At 60.8% G+C, this 7531-nt stretch carries 12 protein-coding genes and 1 pseudogene; 9 read left to right on the top strand and 4 right to left on the bottom strand.

The window, feature by feature from the left end:
* The first annotated feature begins 672 nt into the window (after positions 1 to 672).
* Positions 673 to 1017, top strand: a complete 345-nt coding sequence (locus MFF07_RS17495; RefSeq protein ID WP_238232490.1) for a hypothetical protein — start codon at positions 673 to 675, stop codon at positions 1015 to 1017.
* 491 nt (positions 1018 to 1508) lie between these two features.
* A complete protein-coding gene (locus MFF07_RS17490) occupies positions 1509 to 1757 on the top strand; it encodes a hypothetical protein (RefSeq protein ID WP_238232489.1) in 249 nt (82 codons plus the stop codon).
* On the opposite strand, the gene MFF07_RS17485 is transcribed toward MFF07_RS17490, so the two are convergent.
* Together MFF07_RS17485 and MFF07_RS17480 are read right to left on the bottom strand one after the other, a co-directional pair.
* Positions 1750 to 1929, bottom strand: a complete 180-nt coding sequence (locus MFF07_RS17485; protein WP_238232488.1) for a hypothetical protein — start codon at positions 1927 to 1929, stop codon at positions 1750 to 1752. The two genes, MFF07_RS17490 and MFF07_RS17485, sit on opposite strands and share 8 nt — an antisense overlap.
* A gap of 342 nt (positions 1930 to 2271) precedes the next feature.
* Entirely contained in the window at positions 2272 to 2532 is a 261-nt protein-coding gene (locus MFF07_RS17480; protein ID WP_238232487.1) for a hypothetical protein, read from the bottom strand.
* 219 nt (positions 2533 to 2751) lie between these two features.
* Between MFF07_RS17480 and MFF07_RS17475 the strand changes: the two genes are divergently transcribed.
* The 4 genes and pseudogenes from MFF07_RS17475 to MFF07_RS17465 all read left to right on the top strand — a co-directional run bounded on the left by MFF07_RS17475 (position 2752) and on the right by MFF07_RS17465 (position 4643).
* Positions 2752 to 3114, top strand: a complete 363-nt coding sequence (locus MFF07_RS17475; RefSeq protein ID WP_238232486.1) for a hypothetical protein — start codon at positions 2752 to 2754, stop codon at positions 3112 to 3114.
* Between the two features lie 540 nt (positions 3115 to 3654).
* A pseudogene (locus MFF07_RS22645) lies at positions 3655 to 3873 on the top strand (DUF5681 domain-containing protein); the annotation flags it as partial.
* 79 nt (positions 3874 to 3952) lie between these two features.
* Positions 3953 to 4183 (top strand): hypothetical protein, encoded by a 231-nt coding sequence (locus MFF07_RS22640; RefSeq protein ID WP_306424647.1) that lies wholly within the window; start codon positions 3953 to 3955, stop codon positions 4181 to 4183.
* Between the two features lie 19 nt (positions 4184 to 4202).
* Positions 4203 to 4643, top strand: a complete 441-nt coding sequence (locus MFF07_RS17465) for a hypothetical protein (RefSeq protein WP_238232485.1) — start codon at positions 4203 to 4205, stop codon at positions 4641 to 4643.
* Here MFF07_RS17465 and MFF07_RS17460 read toward each other — a convergent pair.
* On the bottom strand, positions 4622 to 5512 hold the full coding sequence (locus MFF07_RS17460) for a DUF4238 domain-containing protein (protein ID WP_238232484.1): 891 nt from the start codon (positions 5510 to 5512) through the stop codon (positions 4622 to 4624). The genes MFF07_RS17465 and MFF07_RS17460 overlap by 22 nt on opposite strands.
* A gap of 166 nt (positions 5513 to 5678) precedes the next feature.
* On the opposite strand from MFF07_RS17460, the gene MFF07_RS17455 reads away from it, so the two are divergent.
* From MFF07_RS17455 to MFF07_RS17445, 3 genes are all read left to right on the top strand, one after another.
* Positions 5679 to 6083 (top strand): response regulator, encoded by a 405-nt coding sequence (locus tag MFF07_RS17455; protein WP_238232483.1) that lies wholly within the window; start codon positions 5679 to 5681, stop codon positions 6081 to 6083.
* Between the two features lie 82 nt (positions 6084 to 6165).
* Positions 6166 to 6402 carry a DUF6894 family protein gene (locus MFF07_RS17450; RefSeq protein ID WP_238232482.1) on the top strand — a complete coding sequence of 79 codons (237 nt, stop codon included), beginning with the start codon at positions 6166 to 6168 and terminating at the stop codon, positions 6400 to 6402.
* A complete protein-coding gene (locus MFF07_RS17445; protein WP_238232481.1) occupies positions 6402 to 6707 on the top strand; it encodes a hypothetical protein in 306 nt (101 codons plus the stop codon). The genes MFF07_RS17450 and MFF07_RS17445 overlap by 1 nt, the downstream gene beginning before the upstream one ends.
* A 278-nt stretch (positions 6708 to 6985) precedes the next feature.
* On the opposite strand, the gene MFF07_RS17440 is transcribed toward MFF07_RS17445, so the two are convergent.
* Entirely contained in the window at positions 6986 to 7513 is a 528-nt protein-coding gene (locus MFF07_RS17440; RefSeq protein WP_238232480.1) for a DUF4142 domain-containing protein, read from the bottom strand.
* Between the last annotated feature and the right edge of the window lie 18 nt (positions 7514 to 7531).

Genomic DNA, 7531 nt, shown 5'->3' with positions numbered 1-7531 from the left:
CGTGGTCCGGAGTTGCGCGTCAAGGTTAGCCGCGACGCGCAACTCCGGACCACGCTGGCCACGGCTGCGGGCTGAGAGATCGTAGCGAATTCCCGAAATAGCAGCGACGGGCACCGAAATCGTTCTGCTCTTGGCTCTTCTGGGTTCACACCCTCGGGTATCAAGCCCGCTGCTCCGTGACGGCCCTGCGCAGAAAGCAGTGTGCCAGGCCATAACCCCAGGAGAACTCATGCAAATCCGGCCAGAGCACCTCTTCGGCGGTGCTACGAAGCCACTAACGCAGGGAGAAAACGAGTTGGATCAGGGTCAATGCCTGTCAGGATCGAGGGCAATGTGACAATCGTGTTTGGTTGAAGAGAGTATATGCAGACTGCTGGTCAGGACGGCCTGATTTTCGTTTCTTGAGAAGCTGCCTCTGCACTCGCCAACTGGCGCGCCCATGTCGCTCAGAGCCGTGCTTCCGACCTCAACGGCGTTCTCTATCTCACCGAGGAGGTGGAGATGTCGGAACCGGAGGTAGGCGCAGACGATCGCGGTGGCCTTGGCGGGAAGGGTGTGGGTAGTCACGCCGTAGAGCTGTGGGAGGGGCTGCGTTTCATCGAGCACTTTGACGCGCTCGAGCTGCACGCCTGAGGTATGCCGATCCATCAACGGATTGGCAGAACCCAACCCGTGAACGCCGGTTATCGGGGGGAGTCACTGATCGATGAAGTTGCGATGTCCGACACAGAAAACGTAGCCCTGTGCCCTGCCTCTACAACCTCGCCGACCCTAGACCCGACGATCCGTCAGCACCTTGGGAAGCAGCTCCAGTCCCGTCTGATGCCGGTGTTGGATGCCGGTCATGACAGCCTAGGCTCTGATTTTAGAGCAGACACGGTCCCCTTGCTCGATGCCTCGACGCGGGAGCGGTTGGGGCAGCAGCTGCAGGCCATGTACGAACCGGTGTTCGATCGGGCGATCGGTCCACACTTGATCGAGGTGCTTCAGCAACTCGATCGCGATCGCAAGGAATAACCTGGGCGCATGCACGTGCGCTTAGACCGCAGGAGCCATGCGCTGGCTCATGGTTGCCTGCTGCGGTGCAGCAAATTAGCTTGTGATGGCGAGACCGCGATGGCGTCGCGGTCTTGCAGCCCTTCTTGGGCGTTTCCTCCCTAGACTTGGGCCGCTCCCTCACCGGGGCGGCCTTTTTTCGTCTGGGTGCCCGCTTCTAGCGTCTGCTCCGATCATGCTCAAGCATGATGATGTGGCATCCGCGGGATCGTGCATTTTCTTACGAACGTCCAAGCCTCGCATCGGGTATATGGCACCACATAGAAGCTGGCCGCGCTGATAGCTGCTGTAACCGCAACATATTGCCAGATATAGCGGATTTTCATCCACCTGGCTTCGTTGCCGTCTTGAGCTGAAGACAGATAGCGACAAGGCGAAGCATGACGGGAAGCCGATGAACACAGGATCAGAGCAGAGGTTATCCGTCTCGTTGTACCCCGAGCGGATACCTAATGATCGCCACCGAACTCGATAGTGTATGGTTTCACGGTAATCCGGATCGCAGGTTTCGGCTGCGACAGCTCACTTCAGTTGAGATGCGGCAATGGGCTATTCCCTCGGAGCCCGGGTTCACCGCCTGGTGCATCGTCCGCTGTGAAGATGGCGCCATACGCCTGTTTGCGCTTCCAAACGGCGTCTCATGGAATGAAGACGATGATGAGATCGCTTCGTTCTTCGGCCAGTTGGAAGAAGTCACATGACGAAGCCGGCCGCCACCATCATTGATGGAGCCGCAAAGGCAATTGACGCCATACTGGACTCGCTGGAGCGCATCCCACCGATCCAGCGGCCGTAGCCTTCAGAGCTGCGCTCCGGAGGAAGGGCGCCGACATCGTCGAGGCAGGTGACGGCATCATCCTTCAGAACCTGCACGAACTCGTCTGCGGTGTCGGTGATGACCGGAACGAGCGCCGCTCAGCCCATCTTGATGCAGCCTGGAAGGATCTGCCGGGATGGCTGTCGTGATGATCCCCACCTCACCGACCTCAGCGAAATGGATCTGCTGCCCGGTGCGAAGAGGCGGGTTGCTTCCCTGCCGCCTGCTTGCGTGATCAGGTTCGCTGGCTATTGCCGTGAGAGCGACCAAAAACCCCAGACACACAGCGGCGATGGTCAAAGGAGGGGTCAACGCCTAAGCCTGCTGACCAAATCCATGGATCACCATGCCAGCAGTGAAAGCTGCCGCAAGCGTCATCGCGACAGCATCCCCGATCATCAGCGTTTGCCGAGGCAGTACGCGTACCGACCGTTTGCTTTGTCCAGGTTGACCTTGTCGCCTAGAAGGCGTCGGCCGGACGAAATAATCTGGACCGTCTGGTTCCGATCATACTCTTTTCGCGCTGCCTCCTCGGCTTCGCGCAGGAACACGATAGTCGGCTGGCGTTCAACTGCGTTGCAGGCCAACCCAGCGCGAACGCGCTCAGCGACTTGTCGCTCCATGTCGTTCCAATATTCAGCGGAATGGGAAACCGACATCGCTTTTCCTCCGACGAAAACTTCAACCCTTCAAGGGCCTGCGCGGAGTGCGCTCACAATGGGTCGGAGCGTCGGCGCAGGTGCGAGCCGATGTCTTAACGCGAAGCCAAATGGTGGCGTTAGAGCCCGCGCTCGTTCCGTCTCATACCGGACGATCACCAGCATCAACGCGATGGAGGCGCTGGCACAGCGTCTTAGCCGATCCGGACTGGATCGAGCATGACCCCTCACGAGCGCGCCGCTTTTCACGCCGGAATCGCCCACGCCGCCGAGATGGCGCGGATCGCGGCCGTATCGATCGAGATCCGCGACGACGCCCGAGCGGTTCGCCAGCAGGCCGCTGCCGCTGCTCTTCACGGGCTTGCCGAAGGTCTTCGCGCCGCTGCCGGCACCTCGCATAGAGGCACGGCGAGCGCCCTGAGCCAAGCGCCCGGTAATACCCCTGTGGCGGGTATTCGAGAGACCGCCATCGCCCAGGGCTTCACGGCTGATGCCTGCGACACCTGCGGGGCCTTCGCCATGAAGCGCTCAGGCACTTGCATGACCTGCACGGCCTGCGGTGCGACGACAGGATGCGGCTGAGGGAGCGCCTATCGTTGATCGACATCCCAGATCTGGGGTTTTGGTTTTGGTGGGGATCGGACTGTGGTCTTCACCCGTCCCACATCGCCCCCATCGCAGGGCTTATGGGTGTCGTCGGTCTTTCGCTCCGTGTCCTTCGGCATATCGGCCTCCAGCGCTTGGGCAAGGAAAACGCCCGAACCTAGGGCGGATGTTCCTGGAGGACGTCAGACCTCGGCGTTCGGGGCGTGGCCGGCAGGATCATGGCATGCGAATGATGCGCTTCTACCGCCGCTCGTCCTCATTTTCCGTGCCCGGCCGCTCCATTGGTCCGTCCTGGACATGAGGCTTCGCGCCTGGCTCGCTTGGCGGCCGAACCAATCCACCCGTGTCCGTCTTTCCGAGACCACCCTCGTTCGGCCGGCGCTCTCGCTTCGAATCAGGCTTTTCATCGGGGCTGCGTTCGTTCGGTACCTTCGGCATCGTGATCTCCCGTGGTTGTATAGGGCCAACGGTTGGCACCGAGGATGTTCCTGATCGGGCTGATGCCTGGTTCCATCTATGCTCGCTTGCAGGCATACCTCAATACCGGTTTGCAGGTTTGCCGCGTTGAAGGAGACGATCTGTTCTCGACCTGTATTTTCAGGTCGGCGGTCGAGGGTTGTAGCGATGGCGAGGGAAGAGGGACAGTTCGGTGGAGGCGCGAGTGGCAACCCGGCCGGCCGGCCGAAGGGCGCCCGCAACCGCGCCACGCTCGCCATGGAAGCGCTGCTCGACGGCGAAGGCGAGGCCCTGACCCGCAAGGCCATCGAACTCGCGATCGACGGCGACGGCCCTGCGCCTCTGCCTCGACCGCCTGATGCCTGCCCGCAAGGATCGGCCGGTGCAGTTCGACTTGCCCACCATCGAGCCCACCACCGACCTGCCGAAGGCGACCAACGCCCTGCTGCAGGCCGTGGCTTCCGGCGAATTCACCCCGTCTGAGGCCGCCGACGTCGGCCGCGCTGTAGATGCCCACGTGAAGGCGATCGAGGCCAGCGACCTGCACGAGCGCCTGGCTCGCATCGAAGAGAGCATGCAGCACCGCTGAAAGCCCAGGAGACCACACCATGAGCAAGGTAATCGACCTACGCCTGCGCAAGATCGAGCGGGCGATGAAGGCCGCCCCGTACGACGATCTCTCCGACGAGCAGTTGAACGCACTGATCCGCGCCGACCTGGAGGTTGCCGCGCAACCCTACAACGGCAACCTCGTCACCATGCGCGACTGCCTCGCAGCGTCAGCCGACCACGGAGATCGCGAGATGGCCAAGCACATCGACCACATCATTGAGAACTTCCACGAGTTCTACCCGCAGGCGGCTGAGCCTCACCCTCACGCGCGAGCGCGTACTGCTGACAAAATTCGGCCGGCGCTCCCATTATCCGCGAATATTATAAGCGGATCGGCCCGCCCCACGGACCCGCCGCACCCTTTGAATTCCGTTGATTGTTTTCAATCTCCCGCCCCGATCCGGGTCGGCTACCATCATCCCGGGCAGCCCAGCTGACGCAAAAAATCTTTCGTCGGGTTGCGACGCGCGACCGCTCGGACCAAGTCGGCAGATGCCGATGCGATGACGTGACTGCCACGAGATATCAGGCTGTTCACATCTCGAACGGCGCGATCATTCGTGATCTCGGCCCGGCGCTCATCGCTTCTATGGCCGTAAGATCCGAGGGCTACGTCTGGCGCCAATGTGAGCCAGAGTTCGACGTTGGGATGCCCGAGATCAGTCCGGCCCCCTGCCGCAAACCGTGCAAATGGGAAGCCTCCGAGGACGAAGTTCTGGTTCGGACGGGAGATCAGAGCTGTGCAAAGGCCGCGAGCGTCAAGAGCGCCCATGATCTTCTCTGAGATCTGCGCCAGACCTTGCATCCGGACCCGTTGAGCGTTGCGGGCCACGTTGCGCGGATCCAGAATGCGAGCCCGCTCGGCCTGTTCGACTGCGCCCCTCGCCTGCTTCCACTCATCGACGCTGTCCTCGAACAGCTTCTGGACGTCGGCATCGAGCGTGATCCGGCGATAGAGGTCGGGACTTCGACGCATCTGGTAGTGGACGAACAACAGGATGATTGCGCGATCGTCTGCGCTGAGATCCAAGGGCAACCGCCGCCGGGTCCGATCTACGATCATCTCGACGATAGGCTCTGCCGCATCCTCAACTCGGCCCAGCAGGCTTTCAACGGCCGCGCTACGCCCTCCTGCTTCATCCTCGATCGTGTAGACGTGCCCCTCGACAAACAGGTCCTTCGGCTGCGCTCGCCGAACACCCTGGGCGGGTCGTCTCTTGTCATGAAACCAAAGCAGTCCGTCGCGATCAACGAACCGCTTCTGGAGCATCTTGGGAACGGTGTGCTGCCGTGCCGGAAAATTCATGAGGATCGCCGCCGCCGAAGAAGCCGAGCATCACAGGCACTCGAACCGCCGATAGCTCGCCGCACACCTCGGCAATCCGGAAATTCGCCGCCTGGGCTGGCAATGGTTGAAGACGTACGCTCCGAACGAGGGCGGACCTTAATCAGCCACCGTCGATTTGGTGCTCATGAACAGCACCTCTTCAGCCCCCTATGCCTTGGCCGTGGACGACGACGGGCTGACCCGTATGAACGTGTTCGACATCCTGGAGGATGCCGGTTTCCGAACGTTGGAGGCCGAAAATGGTGATGATGCCATTGCGGTGCTGGAACAGCATCAGGCGTCCATCGTGCTCTTGTTCACCGACGTGCAGATGCCCGGCACGCGCGATGGGTTCGCGCTCGCCAGGGAGGCGCACAGCCGCTGGCCGCATATTTCTATCGTCGTTGCCTCCGGGCGCGTGCGGCCGGCGCCCAACGAGTTGCCAGACGGAGTTCGCTTCCTCAGCAAACCGTTCTCGGCTGAGACGGTCTATGATCACCTGCGTGAGTTGCTTCCGGACGGCCGAAAGCCTGATCCGCTGAAGAAATAGTCCAGCATCGTGGACCAAATGCACCAAATCGGACAGTCGGGCGGCCGACCGAAACCCCAACGGAATCCGGTGGTTTAGCCATATGCCTCTGTACTACCTCAACATCCGCGACGGCTCCAATCTGGTCGAAGACCATGAGGGAAGCGATCTTCTCAACCTGGACGAAGCGCGTGGGGAAGCGATGAAGGCGGCTCGTCAGATCCTTGCCGAGAAGGTTCTGACGGATGCGGTGATTGACGGGCAGGTGTTCGAGATCACCGACGAGACCGGCGCGGTAAAGGCCACCGTCCCGTTGAAGAGCGTCTTGAGGTTAGTGTGATGGCGCGCCCCCGTCGCGTCGGCCTGCCCTGGTACAACCCGGAGCACTACGAGGCGCTGCGTCGAAGCCTGTCCGATGGCGAGAAGCTTCCGGCGCGGTACGAAACATGGCGGGTCTCCACCGAGCAGGTCGAGCGAGAGGTCCAGCGCAGCGGCGTCGAGGTCGTGCGTGTGCCGATCGAGCCGGAGGCGTTCAAGGCTTGGTGCGAGTGCACCGGCTCTACGTACGACGGCGCTGCCCGTAGCCGATATGCCGCCGAGGCGGTGGCAGGGCCTACAGAAACCCGCTCCCCGAAGGATCCTTGAACGTGTTCGCCCGCCGGATGTAGCCGAGCACGGTGCGCGGATCGCGGTGGCGCGACTGATCCATGATCCGGGCGAGATTGGCGCCGCGCTCGGCCGCCGGCGTGATGCAGCCGGCAAGCAACGAGTGTGCCCCGAAGGTCGAGGCATCGAGCCCGGTCGCCGTGCAGTACAGCTTGATGATGTCCGCGATGGTGAAGAAACGGCACCCACAGCTTGGTTTTCAGCTAGACCGGGAGCGCCGCTTGTTTTGGTCTAATAGCCTATGAAAGTTATATTTTTTACTTATTCAGCTCGTCAGCCATTTTGAGGTGACCGTCGAGAGCAGGCTTCGTCTTAGCTGCCCATGCCTTCAGATCTGCATTCTCTCCACCTTCAGCATAGCGCTTAAAGAGATCAACTGCGTTCTTATGGCCGGTCTCTTGATCGCTGTGATATTGCTTTGTAAAATCCTCGCCCTTCAATCCCTTAAGTTTAGCGATCTTGCTTGCATGAGCGCTGTCCATCTCGGTTGGTATATCGGCCTTGATCTTGCCGTCTTTTACTAAGCCTTTCAGCTCGGTTGATACTTTTTCATGATCCGTAATCATCTGCTTCGCGAATGCTTTAGTCGCATCATCGGCACGCTCTTCTGCAAGCTTGCTAGATTGGATCTCGAACATGTCGCTGATCGCAGCTTGAGTGACGAAATCCTGCGTCGTCGGAGCTACGCCCAGTAGCGAGTTCACGCCGGTTTTTTCCGGAACGGTCTCAGCGAAGGCCGGCGCGGCGATGAGGAAGGCAAGCGCGGCTAAACTGACGGATCTCATTGATTTTCTCCCTGGATG

Source organism: Methylobacterium thuringiense (assembly GCF_022179645.1).
Lineage (GTDB): Bacteria > Pseudomonadota > Alphaproteobacteria > Rhizobiales > Beijerinckiaceae > Methylobacterium > Methylobacterium thuringiense.
This window is presented reverse-complemented; position numbering and strand designations above follow the sequence as displayed.